We start from the raw sequence: 19,702 nt of genomic DNA on the forward strand, positions 1-19,702 counted from the left end.
ACCTAGACTCGGTAGCCCAGCGAAGCGCTGATACTGCGCGCCTCTTCGCATACAGCCTGGGCAATGCGGCCCTGCGGATCGGGGTCGAAGCCGCCGCTGGCCCCGAGCGCGCAGAGCACGGCCACCACATGCCCGTTGTAGTCGAGCAAGGGCGCCGCAACGGCGCTGATGCCAGGCAGATTCAGGTCCCGGATCGCGGCACAGCCGGCTGCGCGAATCTCGCTGCGTAGCTGCTCCAGAGGCTTGCTCGCATGCAGCAGACGGCGATGCTCGGGGCTGGCTGCCTCCAGCTCGCGCGCCAGCAGCGCCTCGACCTCGGGTTGCGGCTCCATGAAGGCAAAGAATGCCCGCCCCGTGGCCGACCACAGCATGGACATGACCGAACCCACACGCACATTGACGGTAATGGGCAGGCTGGGCTCTTCGAAACGCACGATGGTGGGGCCCATATTGCCCATGACCGCGACAAAACTCGTGACCTGCAAGGACTCGCGCAGATGCTGCAAAGCGGGCTCGGACATGCGCACAGGATCGTTCTGGCGCATCGCAGCCAGGCCGATATGGATGGCCTCGCGTCCCAGCGCGTACTGGGTGCCGCCACGATCCTGCTCCACCAGACCTTCGGCCATGAGACTGGCCAGATAGCGATGCACCTTGGCCGGGCTTTCATCGACGGCAGCGCCGATGGCCGTGAGACTGGCACGACCGCCCAGCCCGGCCAGTGCCTTGAGCACGGCCAGACAGGTCTCTGCTGCCTGCACACGCTGGCGACGTTGATCCGGCTCTTGCCGGGCATTCTGCGACGCCACTCCTGCTGCGGGACTGGCTGCTTGCCGCTTCGCCATAGCCAAAGTTTTCTTCTCGATTTTCATAGCTGGTTGCGCCTGTCTCGTAAGCCATTGAAGACATTTTCACGCATGTCTCGTGCTGGCTCTCGGGTAATCCCTTGAAGCATATTTACGCAATGCGTATAAAAATTACGCAAAATAATTTCCGTATTAAAGCGGAACCGCAGGCGGAGTGAAGCTTGGTTAACCCGCAGGCAAACAACACCACAGCCCAGGAGACACCCTCAATGAAAAAACGCCTCTTCACCGCCTCGGTTCTGGCCACCAGCATGCTCTGGCTGGCCGCAGCCCCCGGCACCGCCGTGGCCCAGGACAAGTACCCGAGCAAGAGCGTGCGCTGGATCGTTCCCTACGCCGCAGGCGGCGGCTCGGACTTCCTGGCCCGCACCATAGGCCAGGCCTGGGGCGCCCAGGCCCATCAACCCATCGTCGTGGACAACCGCCCGGGCGGCAACACGGCCATCGGCGCCTCGGAGACCGCGCGCGCACCGGCCGACGGCTATACCGTGCTGTCGGCCGACAACGGCACGCTGATCTTCAATCCGGTGCTCTACAAGAGCCTGAGCTACAACCCCGGCAAGGATCTGACGCCCGTCACGCTCATGGGGCGCTTTCCCATGATTCTGGTGGCCGGCCCCGCCGAGAAGGCTAAGACCGCCAAGGAGTTCATTGCCGCCGCCAAGGCCAGCGCCGAGGGCGTGAACTACGGCTCCGCCGGTGCGGGCAGCCCCCATCACCTGGCCATGGAGCTGCTGAAGTCCGAGGCCGGCCTCAAGCTCGCCCATGCGCCCTATCGCGGCGCGGCTCCGGCGCTGGCCGATGTGGCGGGTGGTCAGATTCCCGTGATGATGGTGGATCTGGCCGCCGGTGCCGGCTTCATCAAGGGCGGCAAGGTGCGCCCCCTCGCCGTGGCCAATGCCACGCGTCTTCCTCAGCTGCCCGATGTGCCCACCTTCGGCGAGCTGGGCCTGCCCGGCGTACAGGCTGCGGCCCTGGTCGGCATGGTGGCCCCGGCCAAGACACCGGCCACTGTCGTCACGGCGCTGAACAAGCAGGTGGTCGCCGCCATCAACGAGCCTGCGGTCAAGCAAAAGCTCATCGACTTTGGCGTGGAGCCGGTGGGCAACACGCCCGAGCAGTTCCAGGCACTGATCCACAGCGAAAGCACACGCTGGCAAAAGCTGATCAAGGATCTGAACATCACGCTGGACTGATTGCCCCGCTGATCCATGCCGCAGAGGCTGGCGGCAGGCCGCCTCTGCGCTCTCGTCCGATGGCTTATGCCATCTCCTGCCTCTTTGCGTTTGCGAGCGAGCCATGACCGTTTCCACCCCCAGCCGTTGCCCCATCGATCACAGCCAGTTCGGCAAGCCCAGCGGCCAGAGCGGCCCTACGGGCTGCCCCATCAGCCACGGGGCCGCCAGCTTCGATCCCTTTGCCGACGGCTACCAGCAGGACCCACCCGAATATGTGCGCTGGGCACGCGAACAGGAGCCGGTGTTCTACAGCCCGCAGCTGGGCTACTGGGTGGTCACGCGCTTCGACGATATCAAGGCCATCTTCCGCGACAACATCACCTTCAGCCCCTCGATCGCGCTGGAGAAGATCACGCCCACAGGCGATGAAGCCAATGCCGTGCTCGCCAGCTATGGATTTGCGTTGAACCGCACTCTGGTCAACGAGGACGAGCCCGCCCACATGCCGCGCCGCCGCGCGCTGATGCAGCCCTTCACGCCCGAGGAGCTCAAGCACCACGAGCCCATGGTGCGCCGGCTGGCCCGCGAATATGTGGACCGTTTCATTGACGACGGCCGTGCCGATCTCGTCGATCAGATGCTGTGGGAAGTACCGTTGACGGTGGCCATGCATTTTCTGGGCGTGCCCGCAGACGATATGGACACGCTGCGCCAATACAGCATTGCCCACACCGTCAACACCTGGGGACGCCCCCGGGCCGAAGAGCAGGTGGCCGTGGCCCATGCCGTGGGCAACTTCTGGCAGCACGCAGGCCGGATTCTCGACAAGATGCGCGCCGATCCCGACGCCGAGGGCTGGATGCAATACGGCATCCGCAAGCAGAAGGAGCTGCCCGAAGTCGTCACCGACTCCTACCTGCACTCCATGATGATGGCCGGCCTGGTCGCCGCCCACGAGACCACAGCCAACGCCACGGCCAATGCGGTCAAGCTGCTGCTGCAGCACCCCAAGGTCTGGCAGGAGATCTGCGCCGATCCCTCACTGATACCCAATGCCGTGGAGGAATGCCTGCGCCACAACGGCTCGGTGGCCGCCTGGCGGCGCCTGGCCACCAAGGATGTGGTGATCGGCGGCCAGGCCATTCCGGCCGGCAGCAAGCTGCTCATCGTCACCTCTTCGGCCAACCACGACGAGCAGCATTTTGTCGATGCCGACCTGTTCGACATCCACCGCGACAATGCCAGCGATCACCTGACCTTCGGCTACGGCTCCCACCAGTGCATGGGCAAGAATCTGGCGCGCATGGAAATGCAGATCTTCCTCGAGGAATTCACACGCCGCCTGCCCCATATGAAGCTGGCCGAGCAACGCTTCACCTATGTGCCCAACACCTCGTTCCGCGGCCCCGAGCATCTGTGGGTGCAATGGGATGTGAGCCGCAACCCCGAGCGCGGCAATCCCGCCGTGCTGGCCGAGCAGCAGCCGGTGCGCATCGGCGAATCCTCGCAAGGCGGCGTCAGCCGCAGCATGCTGGTGGACAGCACCGAGCTGGTTGCGCAGGACGTGCTGCGCGTGCGCCTCAAGGCGCCCGACGGGCGCGTGCTGCCACGCTGGACCCCGGGCTCGCATATCGACCTGCACTGCGGCGACACGGGCATCTCGCGCCAGTACTCGCTATGCGGTGATCCGCAGGAGGCGGACACCTACGAGATCGCCGTGCTGCGCGAGGAGCACAGCCGTGGCGGCTCGGCCTGGATACATGGGGCGCTGCAGGCCGGCATGAAGGTGCAGATGCGCGGCCCGCGCAACCACTTCAAGCTCGACGAAAGCGCGCAGCAGCTGATTCTCGTCGCCGGTGGCATAGGCATCACGCCGGTTGCAGCCATGGCGGCGCGCGCCCAGGCCTTGGGCATCCCCTATGAAATTCACTACAGCTGCAGTCAGCGCGAGCGCATGGCGCTGCTGCCTGCATTGCAGGCACGGCATGGCGAGCGTCTGCAGATCTATGTGGGCGCAGAAGGCCGGCGAGCCGACTACCAGGCGTTGCTGGCCCAGGTCAGGCCCGGCGCACAGATCTATGCCTGCGGTCCGCAGCGCATGCTCGACGGGCTGGCCGAGGCCAGCCAGCACTGGCCCGAGGACAGCCTGCGCGTGGAGCATTTCTCCAGCACCCTGGGAGCGCTGGACCCGGACAAGGAGCACGGCTTTGAAGTCGAGTTGCGCGAATCCGGCATCACGCTGCAGGTGCGCAACGATGAAACCCTGCTTGATGCGCTGCGCAGCGCCAATATCGATATCGAGTGCGACTGCCGCGAAGGCCTGTGCGGCTCCTGCGAGGTGCCGGTGCTGGAAGGCGATATCGATCATCGCGACATGGTGCTGACCCGTGCCGAGCGCGCGGCCTGCACCAAGATGATGAGCTGCTGCTCGCGCGCCAGGACGCAGGAGTCCAGAATCGTTCTGGCACTGTAGTGCCCCAGGCGCCCCCCGGCAGGCAGCTGCCGCCAGGCCATGCGGGTCTTGTACCTAGAATCACTGCCCATATGGGCCTGTTGCAAATACTGCTGATTCTTGTGTGGGCGCCGACTGCAGCGCTCATCGCCTTTGTGGCCACCAGCTGGCTGGGCCATGGCGCTCAAGCCATCTGGAGCGCCGTGACTGGCACTCGCACTGACGAACGCTCGACCTGGCCACTGCTGCTGGGCGGCGTGGCGGCCCTGGCGGGCATGGTGGGGGCAGTCATCACTTTTCCGAATCAGGCCGTCATGCGCCATGCGTTTGACAAGCTGCTCGGCTATGGCTCCACACGCGTGGAGATCACGCTGCGCCAGGACGATACCGCCACACGCCAGGCCTTGCTGGAGACGCTGAGCTCCTTCATGGAGATGGGCGCACGCGAGATCCGCTATCGGGTCTCCACTCGCCATGGCAGCTACACTGAAACCGACGAAGTACCCAGCCACTACCGCTTCGAGAACGGGCGCCTGGAGATCGCAACAGGCGGCATCGTCAGCAGCGACAGACTGTCCGCGATGCAGCATGGCTTCAAGGCACTGGCGCAATTTCCCACAGCCGGTGTGATTGACGCCAGCGTGCCGGCAACCGTGAGCCTGGGCAAGGAGCGGATCGCCGTGGAGATGCTGCCGCGCACGGCCATGCTGGTCCACCGCGACGCCGCCAAGGGCTGGTCAGGCGTGCTGCGCACCGCTGCACCCGCCCGCTGCCATCTGGAAGTGCAGGCGCTGTTCTCCACGGATGCCTTCAGGCTGCTCATGTTCGCAGGCCGGGCCTCGGGCAAGGTCGAGATCCGCACCGGCCCCGATACCGCCCTGCGCGACACGCAGTACCAAATGGTCGGCATGGGCCTGGTGCCGGGCCGCAATGGACGCAGCGTCAAGGAGCTGGAGACCGATGCCACCCGTATCTATGGCGTGCTGAGGCTGTTGCCGCCGGGCCTGAATCCCGATGTCATGGACTGCGATACGGCTCTGGGACGCATGAGCGACCCGGCCCTGGTAGCCGCCGCCATGCTGTCCACATTTCCCGACCTGGAAGGACGCGTGGGCGGCATAGAGGTCACGCCTTCAGCCTCCTTCTCGCCCTGGCACAACCGCGGCTGGACGGCCGTGCCGCCCGGCACGCGCGCACAAGGCGGAACACGTGCCGAAGCGGGCACGCGCGCCTGCGCCCTGGAGCAGAACCGCCGCACGCGCACGCTGATATCCATGGTCGAAGAGCACTGCACGGAACGCGATCCGCAAAACGCCGGTGCTGCCTGCCCCCAACTGCATGAACGCCTGAACTGGGCCCAGGCCGAGCTGGCTCGATGCAGAAAGCAGCTGGTGCGTTGAAACGGCGCCGAGGCCCGCGCAACACCGATTACATGGACCAGATTCTGGGAGTGCCTCCCTGCAGCCCCCAGAGTTCTTTTCTCCAGAAACTCCACACAGTTTTCCACAGCATCATCACAGGCTCAACCACAGGTGATGCACCGCGCAGAATCAGCATGTTTTCATTGGGCGCCGTCACTCCGCTCAACACCGCCGGGGCGGCCTCTGCAAGCAGCTCCTGCGTGCCTTCCAGCAAGGCCTCGCGCCGATGGCGCGCAATGGGTGAGCCGCTGGCAAAGATCAGACTGCCCAGGCAGCGATGCCCGGCCAGCCCCAGGTCGCCGTTGAGCAGCAGCTCATCTTGCGCGTTGACCACGCCGCGCTCCAGAAAACGTCCCGGCCATTCAATGTGCTGCTCGAACCTGCCGGACTCATAGGGCTGGGCGGCCAGCGGCAGGCCCAGCGCCGTCACATCCCAGGTCAGCAGCTGCGCGTCTTCGGCAAGCTCGAACTCCAGGCGATTGACGGCATCGCAGGCGTTGTACGCGATCGCTTCCAGCGGGAGCCACTCCAGCCTCGCACCGGGGTCCAGGCGCAGCCGGGTGCGCTGCATGGCCTGCTTGCCGTTGCTTTTGTAAAAGCGCGTGGCACCGGGCGTGGTGACCAGCGCATGCGCCCCTTCCGCGACATGGACATCAATGTCCAGCACATCGCCTCCCACCAGCCCGCCCGGCGGATGCACCAACACGTTGTGGCAGATGGCCGGTCCCTCGGGATACAGACTTTTGAGGATGCGCAGCGGACCATCGTGCGTGAAATGCACCGAGGTCTTGCCGGCCTGCAAGGAATAGTTCAGCGCCAGTTGCGCATGCCAGGTCATTTTCGTTCTTGCCTCTTCAAGCAGGCCTGCCGCTCAGGCCCGGGTAGCTCAGCTCTTTTGCTTACTAACTCATGAAAATTCATTCGTTGTTGCAAGGCTGCCGCGCTTCTACAGTCTTCAGCACGCCATCCCGCAAAGCGCATGGCGATTGATTTCAGGAGCTTTCATGTCGGCCAGTACCGTAACTCATTCCCGCCTGCATCGCACTCTGGCCCCATGGCTGACATCGATGGCGGCGCTGTGCTGCACGCTGGCAACCGGTCCTGCTGCCGCGCAATCCGGCGGTGCAACGGCCCCGGCCTGGAAGCCCAGCAAATCCACGGAATTCATTGTCCCCAGCGGAGCCGGCGCGGCGCTGGATCTGGCGGCCCGCAAGCTCACCGAGCTGCTGGCACGCGATGGGCATGCACCGCAGTTCGTGGTCAGCAACAAGTCTGGCGCGCACTCGATTGGCGCTCTGGAGAGCCTGCACCGCCACCCTGGCGACGCCCACACGCTGATGACGCTGAGCACCAGCTACGGCAACAGCCTGGCGCAGAATGCCCTGCCCGCGCACCTGCAGAAAGGCACGCCGCTGGTGACCTTGTTCCGTGAGTTCACCACGGTGGTCGTGCGTGCGGATTCGCCGCTGCGCAATGCCCAGGACCTGATCGCCCAGCTGCGCAAGGACCCCGAGAAATACTCCATCGGCATCGCCACCACGCTGGGCAATCACATCCATCTGGGCGTGGCCCAGCCCTTGCAGCAAGGCGGTGTGAATATCCAGAAGCTGCGCATCGTTCCCTACAAGTCCTCCGCCGAATCCATGGTGGCGCTGGCAGGCGGGCATCTCGATGTGGTTTCGGCCACCACGCCGAACCTGCTGCCCTATCTGCAGTCGGGCCGCGTGCGCGTGCTGGCGATTGCTGCCGACAAGCGGCTTGAAGGCGTGTTCGCCCAGTCTCCCACCTGGAAGGAGCAGGGCATCGACTATGTCAGCGATTCGTTTCAGGGCGTGATGACGGCACCCGGTGCCAGCGCCGCGCAACAGGCGTACTGGGTGAACGCGCTGCGCAAGGTTTCCGAAACCCGGGAATGGAAGGAGTTCGTGACGCTCAACCAGTGGGAGCCCGTGTTTCTCGGCCCGCAGGACACCGCTCGCGCACTGAGCGCCCAGGTCGAACGCAGCCATGCGCTTCTCACCGAGCTGGGTCTGCTGCCGGCCAGCACCTCCCGTATTGCCCAGGCTCGCTGAAGCACCGCTCTCATCAGGAAAAATCCCATGAACATGCCCCTGCCCCACGCTCCGCTGCAGCATCTGGACGAACGCCTGAGCTCCGCCAGCAACATCACTCCGCATATCCGGATCACGCCGCAGTCGGCGCATATCGGCGCGCTGATCAGCGGCGTCAATCTCAAGCAGACACTGAGTGCCGCCGAAGTGCACACCATCCGCTCGGCATTGCTGCGCTGGAAAGTGGTCTTCTTTCGCGACCAGCACCTCAGCCATGAGCAGCAGATCGCTTTTTCGCGCCAGTTTGGCGAGCTCACGCCCGGCCACCCCGTCTTCGGTCATGTCGAAGGCTTTCCAGAGCTTTATTCGATTGCCAAGCACCGCAAGGCCAACCGCCACAGCGGCCAGGCAGAACAGCGCCCCTGGACCGGCTGGCATGCCGATGTGACGGCCGCCCACAATCCGCCTGCCGCATCGATTCTGCGCGGCGTGACGATTCCGCCCTATGGCGGCGACACGCAATGGACCAATCTGGCCGCAGCCTACGAAGCGCTCTCCAAGCCGCTGCAGGTCTTCTTGCAGGGCCTGCGTGGCGAGCACCGCTTCAGCGCACCGCAGGGAGCCACGGCATCGCAGGAATACCTGGATCTGGTGCGCGACAACACCCTGATCAGCGAACACCCGCTGGTCACTGTTCACCCCGAGAGTGGCGAGAAAGTGCTCTACATCAGCCCAGGCTTTCTCAAGTCCATCGCGGAACTCTCCACCCGCGAATCGCGCGTGTTGCTGGAGCTGCTCTGGGAGCACGCCGTCAGCAGCGAGTTCACCGTGCGCTTCAAGTGGGAACCAGGCTCGCTGGCCTTCTGGGACAACCGCTCCACGGCCCATGTGGCACCACAGGATATTTTTGCGCTGGAGTTCGATCGCCAGCTCTACCGCACCACGCTGGTGGGCGAAGTCCCCCGGGGCGCGGACGGCCGCGCCAGCACTGCCATACAGGGCAATCCGGTGCTGGCCGCGCACGGCGCGGCGTATTGACGAAATGAGTTGTCCTCCGGGCATGGCCTGAGGCTTTGAGGTGCCGCTTGCGGCACCTTTTTTTCTTCGCCCGCTGCTCAAATCGCCACCAGCGAGCGCACATTCTTCTCCTGCATCTCGCTGCCCGGGCCCGATGCGATCACCTCGCCGCGCTCCATCACCACATAGTGGTCGGCCAGCTCCTCGGCAAAGTCGTAGTACTGCTCGCACAGCAGGATGGCCATGTCACCGCGATTGGCCAGCATGCGGATCACGCGTCCGATGTCCTTGATGATGCTGGGCTGTATGCCCTCGGTGGGCTCATCCAGGATCAGTATCTTGGGCTGCGGCGCCAGCGCGCGCGCAATGGCCAGTTGCTGCTGCTGGCCGCCCGAGAGATCGCCGCCACGGCGGTGCAGCATCTGCTTGAGCACGGGGAACAGCTCGTACAGCTCGCCCGGAATCCGGGTGCCTGCCGAACAATAGGACAGGCCCATGCGCAGATTGTCTTCCACCGACAGGCGCGAGAAGATTTCGCGCCCCTGCGGCACATAGCCGATGCCGCTGCGCGCGCGCTCATAGGGCGTCCTGCGCGCGATATCGCGACCCTGCCATTCAATGCCGCCGCTTCTGATGGGAACCAGCCCCATCAGGCTTTTGAGCAAGGTGGTCTTGCCCACGCCGTTGCGGCCCAGCAGCACCGTGACCTTGCCGATCTCGGCCGTGAAATTCACGTCCCGCAGGATGTGCGAGCCGCCGTAGTACTGATGCAGGTTCTGAACTTTAAGCATTTTTGACCTCTAGCGCTTACACAGCAGGCGCAAGCAGCTATCTAATTTGATTAACCCACCGCGCTCATCGGGCCAGAGACACCAAGCAAGAGCCGCCTCGCGGCGGGGCCGCCCAGGCGAAGGTGTCGTCCCCCTTCCGAAGAGAAAGGGGGAAGGCGCGAAGTGCCTCAGGGGGTTAACGCCCTAAATACACCTCGATCACGCGCTCGTCGGCCTGCACCTCGGCCAGCGTTCCCTCGGCCAGTACCGAGCCATCGCAAAGCACCGTGACCTTCTCGCTGATGGTGTCGATAAAGCTCATGTCGTGCTCCACCACCATCAGCGAATGCTTGCCCTTGAGCGTCAGAAACAGCTCGGCCGTGCGCACCGTTTCCTCGTCGGTCATGCCGGCCACAGGCTCGTCGAGCAGCAGCAGCCTGGGCTCCTGCACCAGCAGCATGCCGATCTCCAGCCACTGTTTCTGTCCGTGACTGAGCAGCCCGGCCTGGCGCGTTACGCTGCCTGCCAGATGAATGGTGTGCAGCACCTCGGCAATGCGGTCCTTCTGCGCGCCGCTCAGCTTGAACAGCATGGAAGAGGCAATGCCCTTGTGGGTCTTGAGCGCCAGCTCCAGGTTCTCGAAGACGCTGAGCTGCTCGAACACCGTGGGCTTCTGGAACTTGCGGCCAATGCCCATGGCGGCGATCTCGGGTTCCTTGTAGCGCAGCAGATCGATGGTGGAGCCGAAGAACACCGTGCCGCTGTCGGGCCGGGTCTTGCCGGTGATGATGTCCATCATCGTGGTCTTGCCCGCGCCGTTGGGACCGATGATGCAGCGCAGCTCGCCGGGCGCGATATCGAGGTTCAGACCGTTGATGGCCTTGAAGCCGTCGAAGCTCACATGCACGTCTTCGAGATAGAGAATTCGGCCGTGGGTCACATCCACTTCGCCGGCAACCACGGGGCGCGCCAGACTGGCATTGCGACCGCCGGATTCGGTGCGCAGCGCGGCTTCGCGCTGCTGGTAGGAGGCCAGGCGCTGCTCGCCTTCCTGCATCAGATCGGGGGTCATGCGCGCACTCCTTCAATGGCATCGGCAGAAGCCGGCTCGGCAGCGGTTTTGGTAGCTGCGGCTGCAGCCTGGCTCAAGGGCGCCGGGGCCTGGGCCTTGCGCTTCTCACGCCACTGGCGAAGCTGCTGCGGCAGGCGAATCAGTCCTCCCGGCATGAACAGCGTCACGACGATGAACAGCGCACCCAGCACGTACAACCAGTACTCGGGTGCGGCCACGGTGAGCCAGCTCTTGCCGCCATTGACGGCAAACGCGCCGATGATGGGGCCGACCAGCGAGGCACGTCCGCCCACGGCCGCCCACACCGCCATTTCGATGGAGTTGCCCACGCTCATTTCGCTGGGGTTGATGATGCCTACCTGGGGCACATACAGCGCGCCCGCCAGGCCGCACATCATGGCCGAGATGACCCAGATCGACAGCTTGTAGGGCAGCGGGTTGTAGCCGCAGAACATGGTGCGCGATTCGGCATCGCGCACGGCCTGCAGCACGCGGCCGTACTTGCTGCGCATCAGCCAGCGCGAGAACAGGAAGCAGCCCAGCAGCGCCAGCCCCGACAGCGCAAACAGCAGCACATGCATGGCTTGCGAGTTGACGGAAAAACCCAGCAGGGTCTTGAAGCCCGTGAAGCCGTTGTTGCCGCCAAAGCCGGTCTCGTTGCGGAAGAACAGCAGCATGGCGGCATAGGTCAGGGCCTGGGTGATGATGGAGAAATACACACCCTTGATGCGCGAGCGAAAGGCGAAGTAGCCGAACAGCCCGCCGATCAGGCCCGGCACCAGAAACACCAGCAGCACGGTGGCTGCAAAGCTGCCCGACAGCGCCCAGTGCCAGGGCAGCTCCTTCCAGTCCAGAAAGCCCATGAAGGCGGGCAATGCATCGGGGCCTGCGGCCTCGCGCATCAGGTACATGCCCATCACATAGCCGCCCAGTGCGAAGAACAGGCCGTGCCCCAGGCTCAGGATGCCGGTATAGCCCCAGATCAGGTCAATCGCCAGTGCGCAGATGGCATAGCACATGAACTTGCCCAGCAGGCCCAGCATGTAGTCGGAAAGGTGCAGCGCACTGTCCTCGGGCACCCACAGATTGAGTGCGGGAGCCACGGCGCAGACCATGGTCAGGGCCAGCAGAAATACCGTCCAGCCCTTGCCGCTGAGCAAGGACTCAGGAGCAGGAAGCACCAGCGCTGGTGCGGATGCAGGGGATGAAGAAGTTGACACGCTCATAGCTCCGGTCCAGAACGCAATGTTTGAGAAAGCCAGCTTTCACAAGGAACAGCGAGCAAGGGCCTACGCCGGCCGCGCCGCCCCGCAGCGAGGCTGTCGTCCCCCTTGAGGGGGAAGGCGCGAAGCGACTCGGGGGGGTCATGTTTCCGCGCTGCGGCCCTTCAAGGCAAAGATGCCTTGCGGACGCTTTTGAATGAAGACCACGATGAACAGCAGCACGGCGATCTTGGCCAGCACGGCCCCGGTCCAGCCTTCCAGCAGCTTGCTGAGCACGCCCAGCCCCAGAGCCGCGTAGACGGTTCCCGCCAGCTGCCCCACACCGCCCAGCACCACCACCAGGAAGCTGTCCACGATGTAGTTCTGCCCCAGATCCGGGCCCACATTGCCGATCTGGCTCAGGGCGCAGCCGGCAAGACCGGCGATACCGGAGCCCAGTGCAAACGCATAGGTGTCGGTGCGTGCCGTATTGACGCCCACACAGGAAGCCATGGCGCGGTTTTGCGTCACGCCGCGCACAAACAGGCCCAGCCGCGTTCTGGCGATCATGAAGGCCACGCCCACCAGCACGGCGAACGCAAAGACGATGATCGCGATGCGGTTCCAGGGCAGCGTGAGATTGGGCAGCAGCGCGATCCCGCCGCTCATCCAGACGGGGTTTTCCACGCCCACGTTCTGCGCTCCGAAAAGGCTGCGCACGGTCTGCTGCAGCACCAGGCTGATACCGAAGGTGGCCAGCAGGGTCTCCAGCGGGCGGCCGTAGAGAAAGCGGATCACGCCGCGCTCCAGCACCGCGCCCACCAGCGCCGAGGCCAGAAAGGCCACGGGAACGGCCACCACCAGATACCCGCCAAACCAGGCTTCGGGCAGCCAGCGCTGGAATGCGAGCTGCACCAGATAGGTCGCATAGGCACCGATCATGATCAGCTCGCCGTGCGCCATATTGATGACGCCCATCAGGCCGTAGGTGATGGCCAGACCCAGCGCCGCCAGCAACAGCACCGAGCCCAGGCTGAGGCCGCTGAAAACAGCACCCAGCCTGTCGCCCCAGGCCAGGCCTTCGGCAATGCCGGCCAGCGCGGTCTTGATGGCTTTCTGCACGCCGGGATCGGACTCTTCGGACAGGCGCTGGTTCAACAGCAGCTGCGTCTCCGGCGTCTGCTGATGTGACAGCTGCTGCACCGCCTTCAGACGCTGCTGCACGTCGTCGCTGCCCAGCAGGCTGGCAGCCAGGCTGCGCTCCAGCAGGGCTCGGACCTGCCCGTCCTGTTCAGCAGCCAGCGCCTTTTCGATCAGGGGAAGCCGCCCGGCATCAGGCTCGGAGGCCAGTTGCTCGGCAGCCTTGCGACGCGCCTGCACATCGCTGCTGCCCAGCGCCAGCGCGGCCTGCGCCGTGTCGATGACCGAGCGCAGGTAATTGTTGCTGACGACCTCCTCGGCATCCGCCGGGAGTTGGACGACCTGGCCGGTCACCGGATCGGTGACCACGTCGCCGCTCATCACATAGACCTTGCCCTGGGACAGGCGCACTTCATCGTTGGCGAGCGCGCCGAGATAGGCCGACAGGCGGCCGCCGTCGGTTTGTGCATCCGGTGCCAGCACGGCCTGATTGATCGCCAGCACGCGCTGCTCGGAGTCGTCTGCCGCAGCCATGGCATAGGCCTGCTCGGTCGTCAGTGCGTGACTGGCAAAGCTCAGCAACGAACCTAGCCCGGCAGCCAATGCCAGCCTCCATGACTTGCGCAGTATGTTCATAGGAATCTCAGGTTTCTAGTGCTGCAGCCCTTGTCAATAAGGTACAAGCAGCTATCTTTTCAGGACTGGAGAGCCCACCAGACCTCTCCAGTCCGAGGGAGCGAGTCAGGAGCTCTTGCCGTTGGGCTCGTCCTTCTTCTTGTCGTTACCTTCGATGAACGGGCTCCAGGGCTGGGCCTTGATCGGGCCCTTGGTCTTCCAGACCACGCTGAACTGGCCGTCAGCCTTGATCTCGCCGACCATCACGGGCTTGTGCAGGTGGTGATTCTTCTCATCCATCTTCAGGGTGAAGCCGCTGGGTGCGGTAAAGGTCTGGCCGGCCATGGCCGCGATCACCTTGTCGGTATCGGTGCTCTTGGCCTTTTCCACGGCCTGCTTCCACATATGGATGCCGACCCAGGTGGCTTCCATCGGGTCGTTGGTCAGCGGCTTGTCCTTGTGGCCCGCGATGTTCTTGGCCTTGGCGTAATCGCCCCATTGCTTGATGAAGGCCGTGTTGGTCGGGTTCTTCACGCTCATGAAGTAGTTCCATGCCGCCAGGTGACCGACCAGAGGCTTGGTGTCCACGCCGCGCAGCTCTTCCTCACCCACGCTGAAGGCCACCACCGGCACATCCTTGGCCTTGAGGCCGGCATTGCCCAGTTCCTTGTAGAAGGGCACGTTGGAGTCGCCGTTGATGGTGGAGATCACCGCCGTCTTGCCGCCCGTGGAGAACTTCTTCACATCGGCCACGATGGTCTGGTAGTCGCTGTGACCGAACGGCGTGTAGGTCTCCATGATGTCGGAATCCTTGACGCCCTTGGACTTGAGGAAGGCACGCAGAATCTTGTTGGTGGTGCGCGGGTACACATAGTCCGTGCCCAGCAGCACAAAGCGCTTGGCACCGCCGCCCTCCTTGCTCATCAGGTACTCGACAGCGGGAATCGCCTGCTGGTTGGGCGCGGCACCGGTGTAGAAGACGTTCTTGGAAAGTTCCTCGCCCTCGTATTGCACTGGGTAGAACAGCAGGCCGTTGTTCTGTTCGAACACCGGCAGCACGGATTTGCGCGACACGCTGGTCCAGCAGCCGAAGACCACGGCCACCTTGTCCTGGGTGATCAGTTGCTTGGCTTTTTCGGCAAACAGCGGCCAGTTGGAGGCCGGGTCCACCACCACGGGCTCCAGCTTCTTGCCCATCACGCCGCCCTTGGCATTGATGTCGTCGATGGCCATCAGCACCGTGTCCTTGAGCACGGTCTCGGAGATGGCCATGGTGCCCGAGAGGCTGTGCAACACACCCACCTTGATGGTGTCTGCAGCCAGCACCTGGGAAGTCAATCCCAGGCCCAGAGCCATGGATGCAGCCAGTGTTGTGAGGGTTCCGCGACGATTCATTTCAGCACTCCCAGGAGGTTTTGTTCGGTCACATTGACCGCAGAACCTGAAGTGCAATTACCGTGCCAGCACCACCTGCCATTGCTTGCTCATTGCATGCAGCGGCGCTGCTGCCGCTTTCTTGCCGGGCACAGGTCGAATGCAACTTTGTGCGATCAGCATTGGCCACATGCAGGCACCATTGCAGTGCCGCATGCACCAGATGCAGACCGCGCAAACCAGCCGGCACTATTGAAGTGCACGGCAGCCTGTCACCTCAGACCGGCGGCAGGCATGCTGGCAAGGCCGCGCTGCGCAGCTTGCTGATCTGCACGCCAAATCGCCGCCTCACGGATGCCTTGCAGAATCGGCTCTCCGGTGCGAAGGCCGACGAAACGCAGCCTCATCAATGCACGGCAAAGCGCAGCAGATACTCGTAGCTGTTCTCGGTTGTCATGGGGTCGCCCTGCACAGGCTGACGCAATATGGCCTGCAGCGTATTGCTGCCGACAACAGGCGTCATGGTCGCCAGCCCCTGCGCGTCCGTCATCGTGGGAGAGCCATTCTCTCCCCAGGACAGTCTGACGCCGGGCTGCGGCTTGCCATGCAGCAACACCTGCAGCCTGAGCGGCTGACCGGCATGGGGAGACTGCCCCTGCAGCGGCACCACCTCGAACATCTGGCCCAGCGGCTTTTGCATGACGGCACCCCAGCGCACCACGGTCTTGTGGAACTTGCGCGCATGCACGCCGCGCACCGCACCGGGGTTCTGGTCCATGGGCAAAGGCAACATGGCGCCCTCGGCACCCGTACTGCTGAAATAGCCGTTATCGAGCTCCACTGCGATCAGCGCAGCACTGGCATCGGGCTTGATGCGGATGCCACCCTGCACATTCTGTACGGCGCTAGGCACTTCGCGGCCGCGCAGGTCATAGGCATGCACCCGCTGCAGCTTGGCCGGGTCGAAGGCTTCTGTCCTGCCTTCATGACCGCCAAACTGCATGACATAGCCGCCCTGCGCGTCGGGCTCCAGCCAGACGTTATGGGCGGAGACCGGATGCGCGCAGAGCAGCCAGGCAGCAGCCGTGGTGCACAGAATGCGCGCGATGATGTTTTTACGTGTGCTGCAAACAGACATGGAAGCTCCGAAAAATCATAAGGAAAACTGCAGGCCCAGTTGCACGCTGCGCGGCGCGCCGGGGGCGACCAGACGCTGGCCGGCAATCATGGTGGTGGTACTGGCATAGCGGGTGTTGGCGGCGTTGCGCAGCCACAGGCTCAGGCTGGCATTGCGCGCCAGGCTTGCGGGCAATCGGTATTGCAGACCCAGGTCCAGCCAGCGATAGCTGTCGGCCCATTCGGTATTGCCAGTGTTGATGGGCGCACGCCCCACATGGCGCAGCAATCCATGCACGGTGACATCGCTGCGTGGCATCCAGCGCGCATGCAAGGTGCTGGTGTACTTGGGCACGGCCACCACACGTCGCCCAAGCAGCGCGGCATCCGCGTTCTGCGTAACTTCGGAGCGATTGTGGCCATAAGTCCATTCCACATGCCAGTTGCGGCCGGGCAGCCAGTGCAGCTGCAGCTCGGCGCCTTTGCGTACGGTCGCTCCCAGGTTTTCATACTCGCCGGGTGCCGTGTTGCGAATTTCATGGCTGGAGCTGATGCGGTAGAGCGAGGCATCGATCAGCCAATGGGCCGATGGCTTCCACTCCACGCCCAGCTCGCTCTGGCGAAAGATATTGGCATGCAGGTCGCTGTTGCGCAGCGCGTATTTGGCAAAGTCGCTGGGCAGTGCAAAGCCTTGCGACCAGCTGGCCCGCACGGCCGTGCGGGCATTGAGCTGCGCCAGTGCACCCAGCTTGGGGCTGGCATGGCTGCGCCCCTGCATGCTCCTGCATTCATCGCCACCGGCCTCCCCCCCCAGCAGACTGCAGCGGCCGTCAAAGTGGTCCCAGCGCAGGGCCGCCGTGGTCTGCAGCCAGGCCGTTGGCTGCCAGCCAGCCTGGCCGTAGATCGCCGTGTTGTCGAGCCGCGTATTGCGATCATTCAGTGCAGGGCCGGTGCGCCGGCGGTCCAGCAATCCATCCCAGTAGCCATAGTCCGTGGACTCGCGCACCTGCTCCAGACCCAGCATCCAGTTCAGCTCGCGCGCCGCCAGAAGCGACTTGCCGCTGAGATTCAACCCCGCACCCAGCACGCTGCGGTCATAGCGCTCCTCGCGCTGCATCCAGGTTGTGCTGCGCGGGCGGGTGAACCAGCGCACAAAATCCTGCTGCGTGCCGTAGACAAAACCCAGCAGACGGGTATCTGCATCCAGTGCGTACTGCGCATCCAGGCGCAGCGTGCCAAAGTGCTTGTTGGCACCATCACCCACCACGCGGCTGTCCTTGCCCTGTGGGTCCTGCCGCCATTGCGTTTCAGTCAGATAGCCGGGCGAGTCGCCACGCGCCTCATGCCAGCGACCGGACAGCGAGATATCGAGCTTTTCATGCACATGATGCTTCCAGGTACCGCTGATGGTGCTTCGCTCATAGCCCGCGCTGGGCCGCGCGCCATCACCGCGCGAGTGCTGGGCCGCCAGGTTGAGCTGATCGCCCCCTTCCAGCCCGCGCCCGAGTGCGGCCTGTACATCGAACATGCCATGCGAGCCGGCGCTGACATCGAACTCCGCATAGCTGCCGTTGCGCCGCGTGCGCAGCTCCAGCAACCCTGCGCGGTTGTAATTGCCCTGCAGCACCGACACGGGACCGCGATAGACATTGACCTTGTCCAGCTCCAGCGGCACCACCACGTTGAGATCGAAATAGCCATCGGCATGCGACATGGCTTCGTTGAGCGGGATGCCATCCAGGGTGGCCGCCACATCGCCGCCATGGCCGCCGCCGCCAAAGCCGCGCAGCACCAGCCCGTTGGCCACACCGCTGAGCTGGTAGTGATTGACATGCATGCCGGGTACCTGGCTCCACAACGATTCCACCTCCTGCCTGGGCTGCTCGCGAATCTCGTCGCGCCTGAACTCGGTGACGGAAAACACGCGTTGTGACTCGTCCAGCGCCTGGCCTTTGACCAGGGCATTCACCCTCACCTCGGGCAGGACCTTGTCGACTTCCTTGGCTGTTTGCGCTTGTACGGCTGAAGCCATCCACAGCGTACCGCCCAAGGCCAGCACTCCGAGTCTTGCTGTAGTCCCCAGGCACTGAGCGCCTCCCCTATTGAATGGTCTTTTGTACATGCACCAGAACAGCAAAGTTCGTGCCATGCAATGCACCGCTACGGCTCGGCAATGCACCACAAAGCACCATCACCGCTTCGCCGATACACCGTGGTGCACAACCGCATGCCAGCGGCACCAACAAGGTGCAGAACATCTGCGGCGGCTTGCCTGCAGGCTGGCAATAGAGGCTTGCCTTTGGCATGGCACTTGCTACATAAAAGGGCATGAAACTCCCAGCGCGCGTTCTGCCGGTGCCACCGGCTGCGCGGGCTGACTGAGGGATTGAAGACGATGGAATTGACACCGCGCGAAAAAGACAAGCTGTTGATCTTCACTGCGGCCCTGCTGGCCGAGCGGCGCCTGGCTCGTGGCCTCAAGCTCAACTACCCCGAGGCCGTCGCGCTGATCAGTGCCTTTGTGATGGAGGGTGCACGCGATGGCAGGACCGTGGCCCAGCTCATGAGCGAAGGCCGCAGCGTGCTGACCCGCGCCGATGTCATGGAAGGCATCCCCGAGATGATTCCCGACATCCAGATCGAGGCCACCTTCCCCGATGGCACCAAGCTGGTCACCGTGCACGAGCCCATCGCCTGAGCCGGCGCCCGAAAATTCAAGTCTTTTGGCCTTCAAACCTTTACTCATCAAGCGCAGATAGCTATGAAATTCAATAAGCTCCTCGCCACCACCGCCACCGTTGCGACTGCACTGCCCCTGTCCGCCCTCGCCCATATGGGCACCGATGCAGGCGGCCATCACCACTTTCTCGACAGCCTGGGTCATGCCTTTGCCCACCCGTTTACCGGTGCAGACCATCTGGCCGCCATGCTGGCCGTCGGCGCCTGGAGCGCGCTGACCATGCCCGGCCTGCGCACGGCCTGGCGTGCACCCGCGGCCTTTGTGGCCCTGCTGGTGGCCGGTGCCGTGGCCGGCTTTGCCGGCCTGTGGGTGCCGGGCGTGGAGCCCATGATTGCCGCATCCGTGCTGGTGCTGGGCCTGCTGGTGCTGGTTCAGCAACGAATGCCCTGGGCCGCCGCCGCCGCCCTGGCTGCTGTGTTTGCCTTCTTCCATGGTGCTGCGCACGGCTTTGAGCTGGCCGGAGACAGCGGCCTGGCCGCCGTCGGCGCGCTGGTGGGCATTGCCCTGGGCTCGGCCACACTGCATATCGCCGGCATGGTGCTCGGTCATGCCCTCATGCAGCGCCACCAGTGGGCGGCCAGGTTCGGCGGCGCAGCCACCGCCGCACTCGGCGCTTTCATGCTGACGAAACTGGCCTGATATGAAACACCCCGGCACAGCGCAGCACAAGGCCTTTGCGCAAGGAGGC

Annotated in this window: 16 protein-coding genes; 7 read left to right on the forward strand and 9 right to left on the reverse strand. The window is 64.1% G+C overall.

Annotated features, from left to right (window positions below):
* Positions 1–2: 2 nt before the first annotated feature.
* Positions 3–845, reverse strand: a complete 843-nt coding sequence (locus CTR2_RS25955) for an IclR family transcriptional regulator (RefSeq protein ID WP_238707562.1) — start codon at positions 843–845, stop codon at positions 3–5.
* A 230-nt stretch (positions 846–1,075) separates the two neighbouring features.
* On the opposite strand from CTR2_RS25955, the gene CTR2_RS25960 reads away from it, so the two are divergent.
* From CTR2_RS25960 to CTR2_RS25970, 3 genes are all read left to right on the forward strand, one after another.
* Positions 1,076–2,062 (forward strand): Bug family tripartite tricarboxylate transporter substrate binding protein, encoded by a 987-nt coding sequence (locus CTR2_RS25960; protein WP_087079867.1) that lies wholly within the window; start codon positions 1,076–1,078, stop codon positions 2,060–2,062.
* A 103-nt stretch (positions 2,063–2,165) separates the two neighbouring features.
* Positions 2,166–4,517 carry a cytochrome P450/oxidoreductase gene (locus tag CTR2_RS25965; RefSeq protein WP_087079865.1) on the forward strand — a complete coding sequence of 784 codons (2,352 nt, stop codon included), beginning with the start codon at positions 2,166–2,168 and terminating at the stop codon, positions 4,515–4,517.
* A gap of 71 nt (positions 4,518–4,588) precedes the next feature.
* The gene (locus CTR2_RS25970; protein ID WP_087079863.1) at positions 4,589–5,896 is read left to right on the forward strand and encodes a hypothetical protein; all 1,308 of its coding nucleotides are present in this window, start codon (positions 4,589–4,591) and stop codon (positions 5,894–5,896) included.
* Between the two features lie 28 nt (positions 5,897–5,924).
* Here the strand turns inward: CTR2_RS25970 and CTR2_RS25975 are convergent, their stop codons facing one another.
* Entirely contained in the window at positions 5,925–6,755 is an 831-nt protein-coding gene (locus tag CTR2_RS25975; protein WP_087079861.1) for an urease accessory protein UreD, read from the reverse strand.
* 166 nt (positions 6,756–6,921) lie between these two features.
* On the opposite strand from CTR2_RS25975, the gene CTR2_RS25980 reads away from it, so the two are divergent.
* A complete protein-coding gene (locus tag CTR2_RS25980) occupies positions 6,922–7,989 on the forward strand; it encodes a Bug family tripartite tricarboxylate transporter substrate binding protein (RefSeq protein WP_254913197.1) in 1,068 nt (355 codons plus the stop codon).
* Between the two features lie 27 nt (positions 7,990–8,016).
* Complete coding sequence (locus CTR2_RS25985) at positions 8,017–9,006, forward strand: TauD/TfdA dioxygenase family protein (RefSeq protein ID WP_087079857.1); 990 nt, start codon at positions 8,017–8,019, stop codon at positions 9,004–9,006.
* A 77-nt stretch (positions 9,007–9,083) separates the two neighbouring features.
* Here CTR2_RS25985 and urtE read toward each other — a convergent pair whose 3' ends face one another.
* The 7 genes from urtE to CTR2_RS26020 all read right to left on the reverse strand — a co-directional run bounded on the left by urtE (position 9,084) and on the right by CTR2_RS26020 (position 18,423).
* Positions 9,084–9,776, reverse strand: a complete 693-nt coding sequence (gene urtE / locus CTR2_RS25990; protein WP_034373974.1) for an urea ABC transporter ATP-binding subunit UrtE — start codon at positions 9,774–9,776, stop codon at positions 9,084–9,086.
* A 175-nt stretch (positions 9,777–9,951) separates the two neighbouring features.
* On the reverse strand, positions 9,952–10,827 hold the full coding sequence (urtD, locus tag CTR2_RS25995) for an urea ABC transporter ATP-binding protein UrtD (RefSeq protein WP_087079855.1): 876 nt from the start codon (positions 10,825–10,827) through the stop codon (positions 9,952–9,954).
* Positions 10,824–12,053 carry an urea ABC transporter permease subunit UrtC gene (gene urtC, locus CTR2_RS26000; protein ID WP_176391563.1) on the reverse strand — a complete coding sequence of 410 codons (1,230 nt, stop codon included), beginning with the start codon at positions 12,051–12,053 and terminating at the stop codon, positions 10,824–10,826. Before urtC ends, urtD begins: the two co-directional genes overlap by 4 nt.
* 138 nt (positions 12,054–12,191) lie before the next feature.
* Positions 12,192–13,805, reverse strand: a complete 1,614-nt coding sequence (gene urtB / locus CTR2_RS26005; RefSeq protein WP_087079851.1) for an urea ABC transporter permease subunit UrtB — start codon at positions 13,803–13,805, stop codon at positions 12,192–12,194.
* 105 nt (positions 13,806–13,910) lie between these two features.
* Positions 13,911–15,179, reverse strand: coding sequence for an urea ABC transporter substrate-binding protein (urtA, locus tag CTR2_RS26010; protein WP_087079848.1), 1,269 nt, complete (start codon positions 15,177–15,179; stop codon positions 13,911–13,913).
* Between the two features lie 385 nt (positions 15,180–15,564).
* Complete coding sequence (locus CTR2_RS26015; protein ID WP_087079847.1) at positions 15,565–16,296, reverse strand: DUF4198 domain-containing protein; 732 nt, start codon at positions 16,294–16,296, stop codon at positions 15,565–15,567.
* A gap of 15 nt (positions 16,297–16,311) precedes the next feature.
* The gene (locus tag CTR2_RS26020) at positions 16,312–18,423 is read right to left on the reverse strand and encodes a TonB-dependent receptor (RefSeq protein ID WP_254913196.1); all 2,112 of its coding nucleotides are present in this window, start codon (positions 18,421–18,423) and stop codon (positions 16,312–16,314) included.
* Between the two features lie 246 nt (positions 18,424–18,669).
* On the opposite strand from CTR2_RS26020, the gene CTR2_RS26025 reads away from it, so the two are divergent.
* Positions 18,670–18,972, forward strand: a complete 303-nt coding sequence (locus CTR2_RS26025) for an urease subunit gamma (protein WP_087079845.1) — start codon at positions 18,670–18,672, stop codon at positions 18,970–18,972.
* A gap of 63 nt (positions 18,973–19,035) precedes the next feature.
* Complete coding sequence (locus CTR2_RS26030; RefSeq protein WP_087079843.1) at positions 19,036–19,653, forward strand: HupE/UreJ family protein; 618 nt, start codon at positions 19,036–19,038, stop codon at positions 19,651–19,653.
* Positions 19,654–19,702: the final 49 nt, after the last annotated feature.

This window comes from Comamonas thiooxydans, assembly GCF_002157685.2.
In the GTDB taxonomy this organism is placed as follows: Bacteria; Pseudomonadota; Gammaproteobacteria; order Burkholderiales; family Burkholderiaceae_C; genus Comamonas; species Comamonas testosteroni_H.